Raw genomic sequence first — 17,020 nt, 5'->3', positions numbered from 1 at the left:
CCTATCATCGGCCCGAAGCCGCATTCTTCGGCGCTTCAGATGCTGGAACGGATGACGTCGACACAGGTCCTGACGTCGTCCCGTATCCGGTCTTCCCGATCACCCGATGCGAAATGAACGACCAGCCCACACAGCCGGCGCACAACACGGCGGCAATCACCACACCGGCGAAGGCCTTCCCCAACCGCTCGTCCACGGTGCGGCGTTGCCGCTGCCCACCGAACAGCACGGCGTCGCGGAGCCGTCGGCGACGTACGGCTACCGACTCGAGAAGCTGACTGTCGTAGTCCTGGGCTGGCATGACTCACTTTCCATTCCGGGGTGGCCTTGTTTGGGTGTCGCCGTACCACGCGTGTACATCCTGACATTCTGGTGCCGGTGTGAGGCGGGCTGTCTATAGGGTCGGGCCATGAGTGACGTGTATGCCCTTGATCTGGCCGTTGATTTGTCCATGGGGACACCACGAGCGGTCCTGGACGGGCTCCGATGGCACCTGGGTATCGAAGCGGAGTGCGATCTAGACGAAGACGACGGGCCTCTGTTGGCAGAGCGTGGTGCCGCGCTGCGTATCGGAGGCGCTCTGGTAGGTGAACTGGTCTGTGCGGACAACGCTTGGCATCTCACCGCTCGTCAGGAGGTGCACGAGGAAACCTTGCTTGAACTGTATGAACTGCTCGGCCGCCTGGTGAAGCATGCAAGTAGGGACGGCATCATCGGGCAGATCCGTTTCTATGAGGATGAGGTTCCTGACCTCCTGATCCATGAGGATGGGGCCGTTAAGAAGGTCGCGTAGCAACGCCAAGCGGCCCCAGAGACGCAGGAGCCAGGCATCACCTGAGTTTGACATCACCGTGGTGGCGAGGTTCAGGCGTCAACCTCTCCGACCCAGCCGAACTTCAGCAGCTCTTTGGGTAGGTAGTCGGATTCGACGTCGACGGGGAAGTCTGCATCACGTGCCATGCAGGCAAGGGCGAGCGGGGCCAGGGCTACCAGCCCGTCGACGCTACGAGCGCGTTCTTCGTCTGTGGTCCAGTACTCCTTGTGCCCGGTGATGGCATGTGTGAGAGCGGCGTTTAAACGCTCGACCTCTTGGCGTTGATAGAGGTGAAAGAGCTCCAGCGGCGGATACAGGACGTTGAGCAGCACGTCGTTGTCCGCATTGTGCGGCAGGGCTGGATCGGTGCCGTTGACCGCAGACACGATCTTGTTCCACATGGTTTCAGACTGTCCATGCCAGGAACTCCGGAGAGCCTCCGCCCAGTCGTACAGGAATTCGTCGAAGATCGCGCCTGACTGGCGGAGGAAAGACACCGGGATGCCTGCCAGTTGTTCAAGACGATCGTTCTCACGGCAAATGGTGGCGAGGTACCATGCCGTAAGCCATGCGCCGACGTGCAGATAGGGCTGAGGTCCGGTGGCTGGGAGGTCCTTGGTCTTGCCGTCGACTCCGATCGGGCACGAGATGGGCCCGTCGGTCGCCGTGCCGGCGGTGAACAATGCAGAGCCGACCTGCATAGCTGTGACCCAAGCCTCCCAGGTCTCGAACCTGGCGGCAGCGGGATCGCTCGCGCACGAGGCTTTGGCCACGGTCAGCGTGGCATCGAGGGCACGCGAGCGGGACATGTCCGATCGTTCAAGGCGACCCAGTACCCGATTGGTGCTGTTGGTCAGCGACGCCAGATCATCCCTGGTGGCCTCCACCGGGAACTCATGGCGAGGAACGCTCGTCACCACTGGGCTCTCCTCCACTTGGCGCTTTGGACGCTGAGGCGCAAAATACGGCATCACCGCAAGCGCCATCATTGGGACCGTGCCGGGTGGCGGGGCTGGGGGAGCGGTTCGGCGCACCTCAGACTTGGAACTCGCCGACCCACGCGCGGTCGAGGAGATGACTTGGAAGGTAGTGGGACTCCACATTGATCGAGAAGCCTGCATCGTATGCCAGGCATGTGATGGCCAGGAGGGCGAGGGCTACCGATCCGCCCAGGTCGTTCGCCCGCATTTCGTCCGTTGTCCAGCAACTCTTGTGGAGCTGCAAGGCCTCGAGCAGGGCGGAGTTGAAGGTGGCGTGGTCCTTTCGCAGGAACTGGTAGAAGAGGTTGATGGGCGGATACAGAATGCTCTGATGCAGGTCCCTGGGCGCGACCGCTGCGACTTCCGGGTATGAGTTGTCGATGGTGGCGGAGAGCTTGTCTACCAACCCCGGTCGCTCCAGCCAATATGTCTGCAGTGTGTCGACCCAGTTGTAGATGTATTCATCGCCCGTCACGCCCGAGGCTCGAAGGGTCGTCAGCGGGATCTGGCAGAGCTCGGTCATACGTGCCTGATCCCGGCAGATGATTGCGAACCATAGGGCGGTGAGCCAGTTTCCCGCGTTCGCGTAGAATTGTGGCCCGGTCGCGGGGAGCGTGCGCACCTGGTCGATGATCCGGAGTTCCACGGTGCCGACGTTCGGCGTGGTCGTGGCGAAGGCCGCGTGACTGACCTGCATGGCCGCCACCACTGCTTCCCAAGTGCCCTGATCTGCCGCGGTCGGATCGATGGAAAGGCGTGCTTGCACGAGCATCTGCGCCTCGTTCACGGCCAGGCCAAAGATCATCGGCGAGCCCCCAAGGTTGTCGAGGGTGTCCTCCAAGTCGTCGGTCAGATCCCGGATGGCGAGCTGGTCAATGGTCGCGGTCCTGGAGTGTCGCGCTACTTGCATCGTCACCTTGTGTTCCCTCCACCGGTGTCAAGTTCTGGTCGCCCCAGAGGTAACGGCAGTTCGGCTTGCGCATTCGCCGCGCCCATTCACGTGCTTTCGGTGGGTACGATTTTGCGCGCGCGCACGCTGTGCGACCCCATTTTGGAGCGCTCCGGAGCCGGGCCCAATAGGGGCTTGGCCGCGCTGACGCGGGCGCTGACGTCAGTATCTTGGGCTGAGATGGTCCCATTCCGTTGGGTTGCTCAGGTCTCGAACTCGCCTGCCCACGCTCCTTCCAGGAGAGCTTGGGGAAGGTAGTCGGACTCAACGTCGGTCGGGAAGCCTGCATCGTGGGCGAAGCACGCCATGGCGAGTGGCCCGGCCGCTACCGCGCCTGAACTGAGGCGGGAGCGATCCTCGTCCGCCGACCAGTACTCCCGGTGCCACCGGACGGCCTGAGTAAGTGTGCTGCCGAATCGCACGTGGTCCTGGCGGAGGAGTTGATGCAGCAGCTCCATCGGGGGCCACGCAATCTTCGACAACAGTTCAGAGGGGGGCGATGCGTGTCTCATGTGGTGTTGTGCCCCGGGCCGCGGCCACGAGCCTTTCACTCAAGCCTGGGCGACCGAGCCAGTAGCCCTGGAGCGCTTCAATCCAGTGATAGATGTACTCGTCGTACTCGGCGCCCGATGCGCGGAGCAGGGAGACCGGAACTTGGCACAGCTTGGTGAGCCGTTCCTTTTCGCGGCAGATCACGCAGAGCCAGAACGCGGTGGTCCAGTTGGCTGCGTTGGCATCCGGCTGGGCGCCCGTGGCAGGGATGGTCCGCAGCTGGTGCGCGATGCGCGTTTGCACCGTTCCGCTACTGACCATGGCGGCATCGAAGAGCGCGGCGGCCGCCTGCATAGCGGTGACCCAGGCGTCCCAAGTCTCGAATTCCTCTGCCGGCGGGTCCTTGATGCAACACGTCTGCGCGCGGGTCAGAGCCGAGTGCAATGCGTCGCTGACTGCCTGGGGCGCCTCGTCGAGGTCTTCAAGCGCCCATGCCACGTTGCGATTGAGCACCTTCAGGTCTGCCGCCAGATCCTCGCGGGGAATGTTGTGGCGAGAACCAACGAGGGGCATGCCATCTCCTTCCCTTTCCTGACCCGTCTGTCAGTGGAACCAGTTCGTCAAGTGAGGGGACCAGGCCATTCTCGTCCGTGTCTGGATCAGGGAGGCCGTCAACGATAGCTGCCCCGAAGCAGGGCGGTTCTCCGGGTATCGGAGGCATGCCCAACAGGTCCGAGAGATCGGCCAGTGCGGCGTCGAGTCTGGGCTTCCTCGCGCGGACACCACGTCGTGGAGCATGCGTCGGCGCACGGACACCGACTCAAGGAATTTCCTTTGGGGGCTGGCGCAGTTACGAGTGCGCCGCATTGCGGATGACATGGATGTCTGCGCCATGGTTCCGAAGCCAGTTCTGCAGGTCGCTCCCTGCAAGCTTGTGCGACTGGCCCATGTCCACAAGTTCGGCCGGGCCGAAGACAGTCCCGGTGGCACCGTGCAGGACCGTCTTGGTATCGAGCGTTACTTTGAAGGAGTTTTCGTCGAAGACGGCGCCGCTCAGGTCTGCCCCACGGAGGCTCACCTCAAGTAGTGACGAACCCATGAAGCGAGTACCGCGGCAGCTCGCACCTGTTGCATCAACGTCGTATAGAGATGCTTTGATCAGGTTTGCCCGGTCGAGGATGGCGCCCCGTAGCGTCGCCTCGTCGAGATTGACTCGGACGAGAGAGCTTTCCGTGAGGTTGGCTCGGTCAAGGTCGGCACCCTCTGCATCGGAACGATAGAACTCGCATCCCACCAGGTGGGCGTCGGCAAGACGAGCCTCCGTAAACCAGGATTCGGAGAAATCTCCGTGAGAAAGATCTGATCTACTTAGGTCGAGGCCCACTGCATCAGAGACCGCGCACCTCGCTCTGAAGCCATTCGCGCAATCGCTGTGCTGCGGCCGGGTCTTCGGGGAACCTCGCTGGCGCCCAGCCGCTACGGGTACCAGATGACATTGTCTTCCCAGCCGTTCGTCTCGATGATGGACTTGATGTTGTCGATTGCAGCCTGGTTCGCGTTCCGCACGTCCAGGATAACGGTGCGGTTCTTGTCCACGATCTGCTCGGAGAGCTTCAGAACCCACTTGCCGTTCTTGGCCGGGTTGTACGCGCCACGGAAGGGCCCTGCCAGCACTGCCGGGTCTTGAACGTTGTTGAAGGGCGGCCAGTAAGAGTGAACACCTTTGATGTCATAGTGCCGTCCGGTGCTGGGTGAATAGAACTCTCCGCGGTCGGCTTCAGCCGGACGTCTGATGTCCGAGGGCAAGCGCCCTTGATCGCGAAGGTCCAGGCCGACACGCGCCTCGTCCTTCGACGGATCGGAAATCCCGCCGTTCTTGTCGGGATCGCGCTGCAGATGATCGAAGTCGTCGGGGCTCCGCTTCTCTACGTCCTCCAAGTGCCCCCAGTGGGCGGCCCTTTCCTCAGGAGTCAAAGCAGGCAGCGGTTCATTGATCCTCTCAGAAGCTTTGCCACCAGCTGCGGCGCTCTCATGGGCTGTGTCGGGCCCTCCCTCCGTCCTACCATGCTGTTCAACAGCATCGCTGCCCGGAGTTGCACTGCCAGGGCTATCCGCTGCGTGGCTGGGACCATGTCCCGCGTCGCCGTGGCGGCCGACCTCCGTCGGGGGCTCCTCGGCGCCGCCCGCGACACGCGTCCCGGAGCTCCCGGCAGCGTCCCCGGTTGGCGGTGCCGAATTCTGTGCGCTGCTGCGCCCGACGGTCGCTCCATTGCCGGAGCCGTGCGTGAGGCCGTCTCCGGCGTGAGCGGTGACGAGCCCAGGGGAGTGCGTGCCGGGTACGGAGGTGCGTGGTGTTGAGTCCAGGGCGGCGCGATCAGCGGCCGACATCTCGACCTTGGCCGCACTCCCGTGCAAGCTGCCGTCGGCATCAAGGAGGTGGCCTTGGTCGGTGAGGTAGACGACCTTCCCGGTGGCGTTGTCGACGTATGGGATCGCCGTCTCGGGAATCGTGGGTGAGCGGACTGCGTCGGCCTGCCGAATCAGGTCGATCGAGGCGCCGGTGCGGAGGTTCTTCAGGGCCGTGAAGGTGTCGCCGACCTTGACGAAGGCGAACTTGCCCGCCTTGCCGACGTACGTCATCGGGTCGACGATCCGTGCGGCCTTGCCGGTGATGGACAGGGCGCGGGCGACCGCTCCCGCCTTGCCCGCGCCGGAGGCGGCGCCGCCGGCGCCGCCGGTGAAGATGGTGGTGACGGCGTTGAAGGTGACGGCTCCGGCCGCGCGGGACGGGTTGGTCTTCCAGGTGTCCCAGGCGACCAGGGCCTTGCCGGTCTCCTTCATGGTGGTGCGTGATTCGCGCAGCCAGGTGGGGAGTTTGTCGTCGGGGGCCGTCCAGTAGGCGGCGGCGACTCCGGCGCCGCCGAACATGGCGGTGGAGGTGATGGCCAGGCCGGTGCCGAGTTGGGCGAGGTGCTTCCAGGCCTGCCCGGCCGCCGCCCAGCCGTCGGTGCCGACCAGGGTGCCCAGGCCCGTGATGGTGCCCCACACGCCGTCGACGATGAAGCCGTCCCACACGTAGCTCTTGATCTGGTGTCCGAGCCAGGCCAGGCCCTCGTACTCGCGCTCGGCCGACGAGCCCCACGGGGTCTCCTCGGCGTGGTCGAGGTCGCCGGCCTTGAAGCCGTACATGTTCTTGGCGTGCGAGCCGTCGTCGGTGGTCAGCGCCGTGCCACCGATCAGCGCCATGATCTTGTTGTAGGCGGCGCGCTCGGCGGACTGGAACGCGGCGACCGTGTGGTTGACGTCATGCCACAGGTCGTTGTTGTGGTCGACCTTGTCCTGGTCCTTGCGCCAGTCGTCGTCCCCGGACACCGAGTTCACGAACGCGGTCGCGTCCGCTTTGAGGGTGTTGAGCTTCTTGACCAGCGGCTGGACTTCGGTGCTGTAGGCGGACAGCGCGGAGGAGACCTTCTCCAGGTCGTCGGCGAACGCGTCCGTCTTCGTCTTCACCGGCAGCGTGGTGGCGAACAACTGGTCCGCCTCCGGTGCTTGGTAGAACGCGGACAGGCCCTGGAACTCGGTGTGCACGTCCGCGCCCGCCGAACGGAACTCGCCCGCATGCGTGCTCAGGTTCGTGACGTCGGTGTCCAGGGTGGCCAGATCGCCGATGAAGTGCGGGATCCCGGACGGGTCGATCAGCTGGTCGCTCACCGCTACTGCCCTTCCGTTCGACGCCCGGTCTCACCCGCGCCGGGGTCTTGGGCCTGACCCGCTCCCGGCATGTCGATCTTCGGTTCCTGGGACGCGGCGTGCTGGGCGTTCGCCGCCTGCTCACGCGCTCCGTGCATGTACGCGGCGGTGGCCTCGGCCGCGCCGTTCAGTGAACTCTCGGTGCGCTTGGCGATGTAGAGCAGATCCCGGTTCCAGTGCTGCGCGAACTGTGCAAGGGCTGCACCCACCACACCGGCCGTACTCGTGTAGGGGCCGTACTGGCTGGTGAGCGTGCCCGCGGCGGAGGAAGCGGACTCCAGATCCTTCTGCATCGCGCCGCCGGCCTTGGACATGTCCTGCGCCGCGGCGCCCGACTTGGACAGCACACCGGACACCCCGGCCGGGTCGATGTCCCACCCCGTCACGACCATCCCCCTCATCCCCGTTGACGGCGCGTGCCAGGGCCCGCGCCGGTACTCACATCACGTAACTCGGCGTGCGTCAGCCGATGTTGTTCACGGCCGAGCGTGCCCTGGCGAGGGTGGACTGGGCCGTGGCGTCGTTCTTCTCCAGCGTCGTGCGGACCAGCTGGATGATGTCGCGCACCTCGTTCGCGGCACGGTTCCAGCGGACTTCCTTGCCGTGGTACTCGTCCGACACCCCGTCGGCCTGGTAGTCGGCCATTGCCGTCTTCACGGCACGGTCGCGGTCGCCGAGCACGGTCTCCAGGCGGCCGATGATGCCGTGCAGGCTTCCCTGCACCTCGGCGGAGGCGCCGGTGTCGTACGAACGTCGGTCCTGCGTCGCCATGATCGTCAATCCCCTGTGTGTCTCAGCCGCTGAAGCGGGCCGCGTCGAAGTTCGCGGCGCCCATGTTCTGCTGCGCGTTGTCGGACTGCTCCTGGTCACCCGTCCCGAACGCGGTGTCCATCCCGGACTGCCCGCCCAGGATCGACGACAGCGAACCGTTCAGCGCGGCCGTGATGTCGTCCGCGTTCGCCTTGAACGCATCGAACATCGCCTTGCCCTCACCGTTGAACTTCCCCTCCAACGGCTGCGCCGCAGCGATCAACTGTTGGATCAGTGAACCCAGATCGTCACTCGACCCGCTCGTGCTCTTGGCCAGCGTCGACAGAGTCGTCGACCCCATGTCGAACTTCATGTTCCCCGCTCCCCGTCCACCAGCGTCAGTTGCTGCGCCGTCCCCTGGACGACATCCCGCAACACTCACAGGCGTCACGGGAGTCACAAACCAATTCGTACATGCTCACGCAAAGGGAGCCGCGGACGCAACGACTCCACGCCGGAGTGGCCGGATTCACGCGGTGACAGAGGCAACAGGCCGGTCATCTGTACAGGGGTCGGCGAGGTTTGTGCAGGTGCGTGGTGATGCTGCGCATCGGAGCGCCGGGCGCTCTTGCTGATGCGGACGCCGACGCGGTTCACGGCCACGAGGGCGGGTTTTCGCTGGGCAGGCTCAGGATCAGAGAGGCGGATGGAGCGCACGGCCCGGGGGCCGGCCCGGGCGGCGAGGCCGAGAGGCGTTCGTGTGACGCTGTCATCACGCCTGGCTGCCACGGCGCGATGACGGCTTGGGGGGGCTGCGTGAATGGGGTTTTGGCACGCACAGGGTAGATCAGGTTCCCACCCGATCCCTGCTCCGGGCGCGTGCGGCTGGCGCGCGGCAGCAGCCCTGGAGGGCAGGCCCCCTCCCTCCTGCCCTCCCGGGTTTGCCAAGGGCCGCCCGCCGCGCCCTGGTTGGCGGGGCGCGGGCGGCTCGGCACGTGCGGGCGGAACTGTCAGTCAGCTGTCCTCGTCGGCCGGAGCCCTTGCATCGGCCGGGGCCAGCTTCGTGCAGTCCCGGTCGCGGATGGTCGCCGCGTTCCAGACGTCCAGCATGTTGCCGGCGTACAGGTGGTGGATGGTCTTGTCCTCGATCCGCGCGGTGACCTCGTCGTTCTCCTCCAGCGACGACGGGGTGAAGTTGGCGCTGCCGGTGAAGGTGACGTACCGGTCCTTGCCGAGGTAGTTCCCGGCGATCGTCATGTTCTTCCCGTGCGTGCCGTGCTCGCGCTGGGCGGCGCGGAAGCCGCGGATCTGCGGTCCGGTGTAGCCGCCGTCCTTCTTGGTCAGTGCTTCGCATGCCTTCTCGGAGATCTGGTTGACCACGATCTGCACCCCGCATCCCGTCCGCCCCATCTCCCAGAGCTTCTTGGCGAGGTCCGTCTTCGCGAGCCACCAGTGGTCGATCCGGATCAGCGCCCGCTTGTTGCAGTCCACGCCCTTGAGAATGTTGACGAACGTGTTGGCGCCCTGCCGCGGGTGGAAGTACGTCTTGACGTTCTTGTACGAGGCCGGCTTGCCGTCCTCCGTGTTGTAGTAGTCGTCGTTCTTGGTCTCCGCCCGCAGGTCGTAGAAGTAGTCGCGCATACGGTCGTAGAGGCCGTCGTTGCCGACCCGCGTGTAGGCGCTGTTCCAGCCGCCGGTGCCGCCCACGGTGTCGTCGCCCGTGAGGTTCGCGGTCGTGATGAAGGTGACCTTGGACTGCCGCAGGGTGTTGGAGAACAGGGCGAACTTGCTGTGCTGGTACGCGGAGCCCTTGTTCCCGATGCACCCCGAGCCCTTGGAGCAGAGCTTCGCCCAGGTGGAGTCCTTGCCGTCGTTCTTCATCGCGTCGTCGAAGCGCTCGTAGACGTCCGGGTGCTTGTTGAGGGACCGGTAGTCGGCGATCACCTTCACGCCCACGCCCCGCTCGGCGGCACCGGTGAGGCTCGCGGCGACGTCCTCGTCGCGGAAGAGGAAGGTGCTCAGGTAGATCGAGCCGTGCTCGGATCCGTCGATCAGACGGATCAGCTGGTCTTTGACCTCGGTGCCACCCGGCTTGCTGAACACGGCACTTGTGCCGAGGTCCGGCGGCGGCGCCGCTGTCACGGTGGTGGGCGCGCTGAGCCCGAACGCCGCGAGAATTCCGGCAGCGACGACCAGGAGAAGTCTGCGCATGCCGGTCACCTCTGAATCTGTGCGGCCGCGTCGGCGGCCGGTGCGGAGTGCGCCGCGGTCGTCGTACCACCCGGTTCGCACGCCACGCTCGTGCGCACGCCTGTGAGGGCCGTGGTGATCTTCGGACGCGTGAGGGTGAGCATGAGCAGGTCTCCTTGTCTCCGTGCGCGCGGCCGCCCCCACGAGGACGGGCACGATGGTTCGTTCGGTCGCCCGGCCAGGCTCGTGACGCGTAGCCGCGACCCGCAACGTGTTTCGGCCTGGACCGAATCATGCGGACAGGGGTGCCTCTGTGCCCGATGAACGTCGGGCAGGTCAGGCCTCGCAGTCAGGGGGCGTGAGGTCGGGCAGGGTGAGGGCCGAATGGGCGGGCCGTGTCTGGGCGGAGGGGAGGGCGTCGAGGCTGCGGAGTCTGTCGTTGCGCTGTTTCAGCGTCTGCGCGGTGGTCGGGAAGAGCGGAGCGTCACCTGCGCCGACCAGCCCCTGGTTCAGGCTCACGAACTCGCGGGTGCCGTGTTCGTATGCGGCGAACCCCGCGGCGTGGTCGCCCGGGTTGGCGGCCAGGGAGTGGGCGAGCATGTACGCGCCGACGAGCGCGAGACTGGTGCCCTGACCGGTGAGGAACGAGGGCGCGTACGCACTGTCGCCGACCAGCGCGACCCTGCCGCTGGACCAGCGAGGCATGCGGATCTGGCCGACCGCGTCGAAGAACACGTCGTCGGCGTCGCGAAGGGCGGCAAGCAGCTCCGGGATCCTCCATCCCGCGTCACCGAACACCTCGACGAGCAGGTCCTGTTGGGCTTTCGTGTCCGAGAACGCGTCGTGTCGCGGCTGTGTGTGGGAGAAGTTCAGAAAGGCATGCACGTCTTCGGATTGGGTGCGGATCCTCTGAAGTGAAGGTCGGATTCATGCGGTGAGGCGGTAGTCCTGCTGGTCGGGGTTGGGGTAGAGGCGTTGATGTTCGCGGGCCGCGTGGAAGGTCCAGTAGTCCTCGAAGTCGCCGTTGGTGATCAGTGCGCGGAGTCGGAGGACGGCTTCGGCGCCGTCGAGGCCCCAGCGGGCGCCGGTGATGTCGAGGCGGTCGGCGATCAGGTGGCGGCAGACACCTCACGATGCCAACACGTCAAGCTGCGGTGGCGAGTTCGGTAGGGAACGCGGTGTGCTCGTCGAACAGCTTGCGGTTTTGGAGGCAGTGGTAGAGCTGTCCGATCATGCGGTTGAAGAGGTTGCGCTGGGCGGCAGCGTGCCAGTCCCCGCGCTCACGGCGGCGCCGGTAGTGAGCATCCGCCCCGGGTGAGTGCCGGAGAGCGGCGAACGCCCACAGGTAGCCCGCGTGGTTGAGTCGGTCGTTCTTCACCCACCGCCGGGTGATGGATGACTTCTTCCCGGAGGCTCTGGTGACGGGCGACGAGCCGGCGTAGGCCTTGAGGCCGCGGGCGTCGGCGAAGCGAGTGTGGTCATCCCCGATCTCAGCGAGGATCCGGGCGCCGAGCTGGACGCCGAGCCCCGGGAAGCTGAGGATCACTTCGGCGTCCGGGTGTTGAGGGAAAGCCTGTTCCACCGCCTCTGCGAGCTGGTCGGAGGCGGCGCAGGCTGCCTCCAGCTGGATGAGGAGGGCGAGCATTTGCTTGCCGAGTGCGTCCTCCACCAGCTGCGGCTGGTGGGCCCACTCGGCCCGGAAGACGTCGCGAAGGCGGTCGGCCTCGGCAGCGATGCCGCGCTGGCGGCCGGCCCGCTTCAGGGCGGCCTGGAGCTGTGCACGGGTCAACCGCGCGGCCCGGGTGGGCGTCGGTGCGGCCTTCAGAAGTTCACGGGCCTCGGGGCGGCACAGGCCGTTGGCCCAGGGGGCGAAGGCGTCCAAGGCCGCCGGGTAAGGGCAGCAGCCCCTGCATGGTGGTGGCCCCGCCCATCGCCGTCCCGGCGTTGAGCTGCAGCGGCACCACGTCATCGAGCCGCTTGAGTCGGCGCGCGGTGTCGAGGATCTCCCGCCAGTCGCGGGGCTGCCAGTCCTCGGGCAGCCCCGCCTTGCGGAACAGCACCTTGTTGTAGAAGAGGACGCGTGCGTCGGTGCCGGCCGGGATGCCGTAGAGCTTGTTCTCGAACGTGGCCAACCGGCGTACCTGACGGCTGATCTGCCGCCAGCCCTCCCACCGCTCGAAGTCGGTCCCGACCACGGACCGCAGCGGCTCGATGTACCCGGCCTGCGCGAACTCACCGACCCAGATGCCGTCGAGCGCCATGATGTCGGGTCCCGCGTGGGCCTTGAGGTCGAGAGCGAGCTTCGTCTTGTACTGCTCGTCGTCGACGCCGCTGGGGGCGTACTCCACCCTGACCCGCCGCCCCTTGGCCCGCTGGGCGCGCTCGAACCGAGGGATCACCCATTGCTTGATCCAGTCCGCCTCGTCGGCGTTCTTGCCACCGGACACAGCGTTCGTGGCGATCGTCAGCAGCATGCTGTCGCTCCCACCGCCGTCCCCGTGCGTGAGGTCGAGCGCTGTCCCGCATCCCGAGAGCAGCACCGACCCCGCGCCGAGAGCGGCCGCTGTCAACGCGGTTCGCCGCGCGACGACTTCCATTCGGCCTCCTTGCGCGAAATGATCGTGCGCAAGATTCACACGACATCGCGTTGGCATGAAGACCTAATGTCTTAACATTTTGGCATCGTCCGTCGAAGAGGCCGAGGCGTCCGCCCTGGGAGGCGCGCGAGGTGTGGCCGCGGACCCGTCCCCGGGGTTGAAACTTCGGCGTGCTGCCGCGGTATCGCGGTCGCTCGACTTCGTCCAGACGGAGATCAGCCCAACCACCCGTCAAGTCAGCATCCGTGCCCGGTTCTTGCTCGCCCGGTGGACCCCCAGGCCGATGAAACCGACCCAGGCCATGGTGATCAGGCCGACGAGGGCGTCCGCACCCCACCCGTTGATGGCGTAGAAGTGGGTGGCGTCCATGCCGAAGTAGAGGGACGGGACGGCCAGCAGGTTGATGACTCCGACGACGGTGGCGCCGCGCAGGGCCCACCGCGGCGCGATCGGTGACGCGGCTGTCGTGAACTGCTGCGCGGCACGGGCGAATCCGAGCAGGAACATCGCGATCCACAGGTGTGCGATCGGGCCATGAGCCAGTGCCATGGCGGCCGCCAGAGGGCCGTCCGTGGTCGGGTCCATGCCCCGGTCCGGGAAGGCCAAGGGGGTGCCGGCCTCGAGCGAGGTGGCGAAGAGGATCACCGCGACGTAGGTGAGCAGCGACACGATGGTGAGCTGTCCGGCGATGGTGCGTTGGCCCCGTGTCGTCCCTGGGCAGCAGGCGTGCCAGAGCGACCCCGAACGCCGTCAGCACGGCCATGGTCACCAGCGTCAGGAGGCTGCGCGTCAGGACGTTCCACTCCGGGGGCGGTCCTGAGTAGACGAAGTACAGAGCCACCAACGGCACGGCGAGGGCACCCACGGCCATTCCCGCTCGCCCGGCGAACACGGTGCTGGTCAGGTCCGATGCGTCGGCTGCGTGACGAGACGCGGCAGAGAGGTTCGGGGTGGTCGATGGCGTGGTCACAGTGACTCCCGGGTGATGTCGTCCATACGGGGGTTGCTGGTCTGGGGGCTGTGCGAGGCGCCGGCGCGTGGCCACTGGTGGCGCACGTGGTCCGCCGACAGCAGGGCAGCGTTGACGATGAGGGCGCTGCCGGGTGTCCACAGCCACCACGGGCCGTCGAGATGCGTGCGGAAGATGCCCAGCAGCAACCAGACGATGATCTGTACGGCGGTCGCGAAGGCGGTAATCGTGGTGATGGCCAAGCGGATCCGGGTCGTGGAGCGCTGACCGGTCGGGTCCAGCCCGAGCAGCGTCATCAGGTATCGGCGAGGACGTGTGGTGTTCATGTCCTCAACGATGTCGGCCGGCCGGTGCGCCGGACGTCTGCCGATCGGGACCGAGCGCGTCCACCAACGGCCAATGGCTTCTACGACTTTCGTTGACTGTTTCGTCGGGACCGGCCGTCTAGGGTGGTCCGGTGCCGACTCCTCCTCCCGCCGTCGTCGGCGGTCTCAACGACGAGGCCCCGGTGCGCCGGGGGCCGTGGGTCGAGCGCGGCCGGTCGGCGTTGCTGGTTCTGGCCTCGTTCGCCGGTGGACTCGCCATGCTGTTCCTGGTCCTCGAGCAACGCCCGGGAGGCGGGTGGCGCGTCCTCGACATCACCGTGGGCGCCGTCGCGAGTCTCGTGCTGCTGGTTCGTTACCGTGCTCCGGTCGTGGTCGGTCTGGTGCTGGCGGTCGCGGGGGCGTTCTGCGCCACAGCCGGTGTGGCCAACTACGTGGCCCTGTTCGCCGTGGCACGCAGCCGGCGCATCGAGCAGGCATTCGTCGTGGCGCTGGCCGATATCGTCGGCGGCCTGGTCTTCTGGCTGCTGTATCCGGCCAACTCGGTGCTGAGCCTCACCGTGGTGGTCAACACCGCGATCGCACTCGCCGTGGTGGCCTGGGGCGCGCTGCAGCAGAAGCAGCAGGACCTGGTCGCGGTCTACCGGGACAGAGCGGCCCGTATCGAGCGCGAGCGGGAGCAGCGAGCGGAACAGATCCAGATGGCCGAACGCGCCAGAATCGCCCGGGACATGCACGACTCGGTCGCGCACTACATCTCGCTGATCGCGCTCTACGCCGGCGGGCTCGCGGTCGCCAGGGACAACGCCAAGAATGTCGGCACCACAGCCGCGACGATCCGCACGACCGCGATCAGCGCACTCGACGAACTGCGCACGGTGATCGGCATGCTGCGCGACGGCACCGTCGTGACACCGCGAAGCTCCGAGCACGAGCAGTACACCGTCGCGGGGTTGATCGACGAAGCCAGACAGGCGGGCCAGATGATCGTCGCGCGCCTCGATCTCGCCGACAGCGGCACCAATACCGGCAACACTGGGAGCACAGCCGCGCTGCAGGAGTCCCCGAACGTCGAGCACGTCTATCGCGTCGTGCAAGAGGGGCTGACCAACGCACGTAAGCATGCCCCTGGTGCACTGGTCACGGTGAATGTGCACCGCCAGGGCAGTGATGCCCTCGTCACGATCACCAACCCGATCGAGGAAGCCGAGTCGGCGTTGCCCGGAAGTGGCGCCGGGCTGAGCGGTCTCGTCGAACGGATCGCCGCCGTGGGAGGCGTCGCCGAGCACGAGGTCGTCGACCGCGGTGAGAACACCCACGAGTTCCGACTCTCTGCGCGAGTGCCTCTGTGATGACCAACTCCCCACCGTCCAGCAGCGCTCCCGGCACGCCCACGTCGGTGCTCATCGTCGACGACGACGCGATGGTCCGCACCGGGCTTTCGATGGTCCTGTCGGTGGACCCCACGATCACCATCGTCGCCGAGGCATCAGGCGGCGCCGAGGCCGTCAGCGCTGCAACGCAGCACCGTCCCGATGTCGTCCTGATGGACCTGCAGATGCCGGAGATGAACGGCGTCGAGGCCACCCGCCGTGTCCGTGCGGCGGTGCCGTCGGTCGCGGTGTTGATGCTGACCACCTTCCACCTGGACACCCACGTCCTCGACGCCCTGCAGGCCGGCGCGAGCGGATATCTGCTCAAGGACGTCGCGCCGCAAGAGCTCTGCCACGCGATTCACCTTGCCGCCTCGGGGGAGTCCGCGTTCTCGGCAACGATTACCCGCCAACTGGTGGCACGCCACACTCGCACGGCCAATGACTCCGCCAGTGCCAAAGCTCAGCAGACATTGGAGACGCTCACCGATCGGGAACGCGCCGTCGCCGAGGCCGTCGCCGAGGGCGCTTCCAACGCGACCATCGCGAAGGCCCTCTTCATGAGCGAAGGCACCGTCAAGACACACATCTCCCGCGCGCTCACCAAGACCGGCTTGGACAACCGGGTCCAGCTGGCACTCATGGTCTTCCAGGCACAGCGGAACTCCTAGCGCCTGTCGTCAAAGTGCCGTGCCCGGGCCTCGGCGGGATGACCGGATGGTCCTCAACGGCATCGTGTGGAAGTTCCGTACCGGCGTGGCCTGGCGCGATGTGCCCGACCGGTGCGGGCCCTGGGCCAGTGGCCGGTGCGTACGCGGCCACCGGGGTTCAGGTGGGTCGGGGGCGGCCGAAGAGGAGGTCGTACCCGGCGGGGAGTTGGAGCAGGATCTCGTCGAGGAGGTCGTCTCCGGCGGCGTCGGCGGCCGTGGACAGCACGGCGCTGACGTCCCATGTGGCGGTCTGTTCCGTCGCGCCCTCGATCCAGGCCGCGGTCGCGCGCACGAACCGCTCCGGGGAGAGGGGCTCGGCGCTCTGCAGCGGGTTGAGGAGGATCAGGGCGAAGCCTTCCGGCAGACGCGCCGCCAGTTGGGCTCGTACCTCGCCGATCAGATGTGCGCCCAGCAGGGCGAGCACGACGCGGGCCGCGCGCTCGGCTTCCTGGAGGGTGTCGTACTCGCCGCGTTCCTTGACGTGGTCGAGGAACGCTTCGCGTCGCATCGTCACCGTGGCCGTCACCCCTTCCCAAGGGCCGGGCGGCTGCCGCGGCCCACAGGTCTTCCTCACTCCGCGGGGGCGCGGAGGACGGGCGAGGGGGAGGTCAGGTACCCGTCCTCCGTCGCTGTCAACGCTCGCCGATCCGGGCCAGTGCTCGCCGGTCCGGCTCAGCCGGAGATCTCCTTGTGGCCGGTCCCGCTGCCGATGGAGATCTTGCGGGGCTTGGCGCGCTCGGCGATCGGGATGCGCAGGGTGAGCACGCCTGCGTCGTAGTCGGCCTGGATGTGCTCGGTGTCCAGCGTGTCGGCGAGCACGATCTGGCGGGAGAAGACGCCCAGCGGCCGCTCCGACAGCTCCACCTGTACGTCCTCGGACTTCGTCACGGGGCGGCGCTCGACCTTGACGGTCAGCATGTTCCGCTCGACGTCGATGTCGATCGCCTCGACGGTGACGCCGGGGATGTCGAAGGCCACCACGTACTGGTCACCCTCGCGGTAGGCGTCCATCGGCATCGGGGAGGGCCTCGACCAGGTGCCCGGCTCCATCAGCTGCTGCGTCAGCCGGTCCAGCTCACGGAAGGGGTCAGTGCGCATCAACATCGTGAGAACACCTCCAGC

The 17,020-nt window shown here is 66.6% G+C and carries 18 protein-coding genes and 5 pseudogenes; 4 read left to right on the top strand and 19 right to left on the bottom strand.

Going from position 1 to position 17,020, the window contains the following annotated elements:
* Positions 1-4: 4 nt before the first annotated feature.
* Positions 5-301 carry a hypothetical protein gene (locus tag ACP4E5_RS09825; RefSeq protein ID WP_425827035.1) on the bottom strand — a complete coding sequence of 99 codons (297 nt, stop codon included), beginning with the start codon at positions 299-301 and terminating at the stop codon, positions 5-7.
* 108 nt (positions 302-409) lie between these two features.
* Here ACP4E5_RS09825 and ACP4E5_RS09820 point away from each other — a divergent pair, with 108 nt between their 5' ends.
* Positions 410-793, top strand: coding sequence for a hypothetical protein (locus ACP4E5_RS09820; RefSeq protein ID WP_425827033.1), 384 nt, complete (start codon positions 410-412; stop codon positions 791-793).
* Positions 794-864: 71 nt separating this feature from the next.
* On the opposite strand, the gene ACP4E5_RS09815 is transcribed toward ACP4E5_RS09820, so the two are convergent.
* The 16 genes and pseudogenes from ACP4E5_RS09815 to ACP4E5_RS09735 all read right to left on the bottom strand — a co-directional run bounded on the left by ACP4E5_RS09815 (position 865) and on the right by ACP4E5_RS09735 (position 13,818).
* Positions 865-1,800: an immunity 49 family protein gene (locus ACP4E5_RS09815; RefSeq protein WP_425827031.1), complete on the bottom strand. Its 936-nt coding sequence runs from the start codon at positions 1,798-1,800 to the stop codon at positions 865-867.
* Positions 1,801-1,849: 49 nt separating this feature from the next.
* Positions 1,850-2,704 carry an immunity 49 family protein gene (locus ACP4E5_RS09810; RefSeq protein WP_425841162.1) on the bottom strand — a complete coding sequence of 285 codons (855 nt, stop codon included), beginning with the start codon at positions 2,702-2,704 and terminating at the stop codon, positions 1,850-1,852.
* A gap of 242 nt (positions 2,705-2,946) precedes the next feature.
* Positions 2,947-3,589: pseudogene (locus tag ACP4E5_RS45805) on the bottom strand (immunity 49 family protein).
* Positions 3,590-4,085: 496 nt separating this feature from the next.
* Positions 4,086-4,619: a pentapeptide repeat-containing protein gene (locus tag ACP4E5_RS09795; RefSeq protein ID WP_425827025.1), complete on the bottom strand. Its 534-nt coding sequence runs from the start codon at positions 4,617-4,619 to the stop codon at positions 4,086-4,088.
* 92 nt (positions 4,620-4,711) lie between these two features.
* Complete coding sequence (locus ACP4E5_RS09790; RefSeq protein ID WP_425827023.1) at positions 4,712-6,946, bottom strand: prolipoprotein diacylglyceryl transferase; 2,235 nt, start codon at positions 6,944-6,946, stop codon at positions 4,712-4,714.
* A 2-nt stretch (positions 6,947-6,948) separates the two neighbouring features.
* Positions 6,949-7,371, bottom strand: a complete 423-nt coding sequence (locus ACP4E5_RS09785; RefSeq protein ID WP_425827021.1) for a DUF6507 family protein — start codon at positions 7,369-7,371, stop codon at positions 6,949-6,951.
* A 76-nt stretch (positions 7,372-7,447) separates the two neighbouring features.
* Complete coding sequence (locus ACP4E5_RS09780) at positions 7,448-7,756, bottom strand: pore-forming ESAT-6 family protein (protein ID WP_267068312.1); 309 nt, start codon at positions 7,754-7,756, stop codon at positions 7,448-7,450.
* A gap of 22 nt (positions 7,757-7,778) precedes the next feature.
* The gene (locus ACP4E5_RS09775; RefSeq protein WP_425827018.1) at positions 7,779-8,108 is read right to left on the bottom strand and encodes a hypothetical protein; all 330 of its coding nucleotides are present in this window, start codon (positions 8,106-8,108) and stop codon (positions 7,779-7,781) included.
* A 641-nt stretch (positions 8,109-8,749) separates the two neighbouring features.
* Entirely contained in the window at positions 8,750-9,946 is a 1,197-nt protein-coding gene (locus tag ACP4E5_RS09770; protein ID WP_425827016.1) for a phospholipase D-like domain-containing protein, read from the bottom strand.
* A gap of 5 nt (positions 9,947-9,951) precedes the next feature.
* Positions 9,952-10,089, bottom strand: a complete 138-nt coding sequence (locus ACP4E5_RS09765; protein ID WP_425827014.1) for a hypothetical protein — start codon at positions 10,087-10,089, stop codon at positions 9,952-9,954.
* 172 nt (positions 10,090-10,261) lie between these two features.
* A pseudogene (locus ACP4E5_RS09760) lies at positions 10,262-10,816 on the bottom strand (FAD-dependent oxidoreductase); the annotation flags it as partial.
* A 36-nt stretch (positions 10,817-10,852) separates the two neighbouring features.
* A pseudogene (locus ACP4E5_RS09755) lies at positions 10,853-11,053 on the bottom strand (ISKra4 family transposase); the annotation flags it as partial.
* 16 nt (positions 11,054-11,069) lie between these two features.
* Positions 11,070-11,819 (bottom strand): annotated as a pseudogene (locus ACP4E5_RS09750) (transposase); the annotation flags it as partial.
* Entirely contained in the window at positions 11,755-12,399 is a 645-nt protein-coding gene (locus ACP4E5_RS09745; RefSeq protein ID WP_425841159.1) for an ABC transporter substrate-binding protein, read from the bottom strand. The pseudogene ACP4E5_RS09750 and the gene ACP4E5_RS09745, both read right to left, overlap by 65 nt.
* Positions 12,400-12,753: 354 nt before the next feature.
* Entirely contained in the window at positions 12,754-13,191 is a 438-nt protein-coding gene (locus ACP4E5_RS09740) for a hypothetical protein (protein ID WP_425827012.1), read from the bottom strand.
* A 297-nt stretch (positions 13,192-13,488) separates the two neighbouring features.
* Complete coding sequence (locus ACP4E5_RS09735) at positions 13,489-13,818, bottom strand: hypothetical protein (protein WP_425827010.1); 330 nt, start codon at positions 13,816-13,818, stop codon at positions 13,489-13,491.
* A gap of 257 nt (positions 13,819-14,075) precedes the next feature.
* On the opposite strand from ACP4E5_RS09735, the gene ACP4E5_RS09730 reads away from it, so the two are divergent.
* The 3 genes and pseudogenes from ACP4E5_RS09730 to ACP4E5_RS09720 all read left to right on the top strand — a co-directional run.
* Positions 14,076-15,167, top strand: coding sequence for a sensor histidine kinase (locus tag ACP4E5_RS09730; protein ID WP_425827008.1), 1,092 nt, complete (start codon positions 14,076-14,078; stop codon positions 15,165-15,167).
* A 47-nt stretch (positions 15,168-15,214) separates the two neighbouring features.
* A complete protein-coding gene (locus ACP4E5_RS09725; protein WP_425827006.1) occupies positions 15,215-15,859 on the top strand; it encodes a response regulator in 645 nt (214 codons plus the stop codon).
* A gap of 19 nt (positions 15,860-15,878) precedes the next feature.
* Positions 15,879-15,974, top strand: a pseudogene (locus ACP4E5_RS09720) (transposase); the annotation flags it as partial.
* 42 nt (positions 15,975-16,016) lie between these two features.
* Here ACP4E5_RS09720 and ACP4E5_RS09715 read toward each other — a convergent pair.
* Both ACP4E5_RS09715 and ACP4E5_RS09710 read right to left on the bottom strand, forming a co-directional pair.
* A complete protein-coding gene (locus ACP4E5_RS09715; RefSeq protein ID WP_425827004.1) occupies positions 16,017-16,412 on the bottom strand; it encodes a DUF2267 domain-containing protein in 396 nt (131 codons plus the stop codon).
* 158 nt (positions 16,413-16,570) lie between these two features.
* Positions 16,571-17,002 carry an Hsp20/alpha crystallin family protein gene (locus ACP4E5_RS09710; protein WP_425827002.1) on the bottom strand — a complete coding sequence of 144 codons (432 nt, stop codon included), beginning with the start codon at positions 17,000-17,002 and terminating at the stop codon, positions 16,571-16,573.
* Between the last annotated feature and the right edge of the window lie 18 nt (positions 17,003-17,020).

The organism is Streptomyces fractus (genome assembly GCF_049844455.1).
Classification (GTDB): Bacteria; Actinomycetota; Actinomycetes; order Streptomycetales; family Streptomycetaceae; genus Streptomyces; species Streptomyces fractus.
The sequence above is the reverse complement of the archived record's forward strand: the minus strand, read 5'-3'. Positions and strand labels throughout refer to the sequence as shown.

What these genes read in the sequence shown, in the direction of transcription:
- ACP4E5_RS09745 (WP_425841159.1), bottom strand. Translation starts at nt 12,399, where the DNA reads ATGCTGCTGACGATCGCCACGAACGCTGTGTCCGGTGGCAAGAACGCC.
- ACP4E5_RS09735 (WP_425827010.1), bottom strand. Translation starts at nt 13,818, where the DNA reads ATGAACACCACACGTCCTCGCCGATACCTGATGACGCTGCTCGGGCTG.
- ACP4E5_RS09710 (WP_425827002.1), bottom strand. Translation starts at nt 17,002, where the DNA reads ATGTTGATGCGCACTGACCCCTTCCGTGAGCTGGACCGGCTGACGCAG.
- ACP4E5_RS09820 (WP_425827033.1), top strand. Translation starts at nt 410, where the DNA reads ATGAGTGACGTGTATGCCCTTGATCTGGCCGTTGATTTGTCCATGGGG.
- ACP4E5_RS09770 (WP_425827016.1), bottom strand. Translation starts at nt 9,946, where the DNA reads ATGCGCAGACTTCTCCTGGTCGTCGCTGCCGGAATTCTCGCGGCGTTC.
- ACP4E5_RS09780 (WP_267068312.1), bottom strand. Translation starts at nt 7,756, where the DNA reads ATGGCGACGCAGGACCGACGTTCGTACGACACCGGCGCCTCCGCCGAG.
- ACP4E5_RS09765 (WP_425827014.1), bottom strand. Translation starts at nt 10,089, where the DNA reads ATGCTCACCCTCACGCGTCCGAAGATCACCACGGCCCTCACAGGCGTG.
- ACP4E5_RS09810 (WP_425841162.1), bottom strand. Translation starts at nt 2,704, where the DNA reads ATGCAAGTAGCGCGACACTCCAGGACCGCGACCATTGACCAGCTCGCC.
- ACP4E5_RS09775 (WP_425827018.1), bottom strand. Translation starts at nt 8,108, where the DNA reads ATGAAGTTCGACATGGGGTCGACGACTCTGTCGACGCTGGCCAAGAGC.
- ACP4E5_RS09730 (WP_425827008.1), top strand. Translation starts at nt 14,076, where the DNA reads ATGCTGTTCCTGGTCCTCGAGCAACGCCCGGGAGGCGGGTGGCGCGTC.
- ACP4E5_RS09815 (WP_425827031.1), bottom strand. Translation starts at nt 1,800, where the DNA reads ATGGCGCTTGCGGTGATGCCGTATTTTGCGCCTCAGCGTCCAAAGCGC.
- ACP4E5_RS09825 (WP_425827035.1), bottom strand. Translation starts at nt 301, where the DNA reads ATGCCAGCCCAGGACTACGACAGTCAGCTTCTCGAGTCGGTAGCCGTA.